A 501-nucleotide genomic window follows, 5' to 3' on the forward strand; every position below is an offset into this window, starting at 1 on the left:
CAGGACGGCTGCAAGAAAAAAGGTTCGACTCCTTGATTATCTACGTACTCGAAGCTAATAGCTCAAAGCTAGTAGCTTAAAGTTAAAGTTCTTTGGCATGTTGGGAAAAATAATTGATGATTATTTTCGAATAATTATCGAGAGTCAAATCACAAGATAGAGACAACTATTTTTAAACAAGAGATACAATTTTGAATCAATACGAGGATTTATATCCAAAGAAAGTTACTAAGGGCGTACGGAGGATGCCTTGGCTCTCAGAGGCGAAGAAGGACGTGACAAGCTGCGATAAGCTGCGGGGATTAGCAAATATGAATCGATCCGCAGATTTCCGAATGGGGCAACCCATCCTTTAAGGATATCCCGGGTAACCGGGAGGCAAACCCGCTGAACTGAAACATCTAAGTAGGCGGAGGAAGAGAAAACAATAGTGATTCCCCGAGTAGTGGCGAGCGAAAAGGGAATAGCCTAAACCAATCTTGTTTCGGCAAGGTTGGGGTT

Annotated in this window: 1 rRNA gene; it reads left to right on the forward strand. The window is 42.7% G+C overall.

The window, feature by feature from the left end:
• Positions 1-218: 218 nt before the first annotated feature.
• Positions 219-501: ribosomal RNA gene (locus tag MR764_RS20175) — 23S ribosomal RNA — on the forward strand; the annotation flags it as partial.

The organism is Maribellus sp. YY47, from assembly GCF_023111095.1.
Classification (GTDB): domain Bacteria; phylum Bacteroidota; class Bacteroidia; order Bacteroidales; family Prolixibacteraceae; genus Draconibacterium.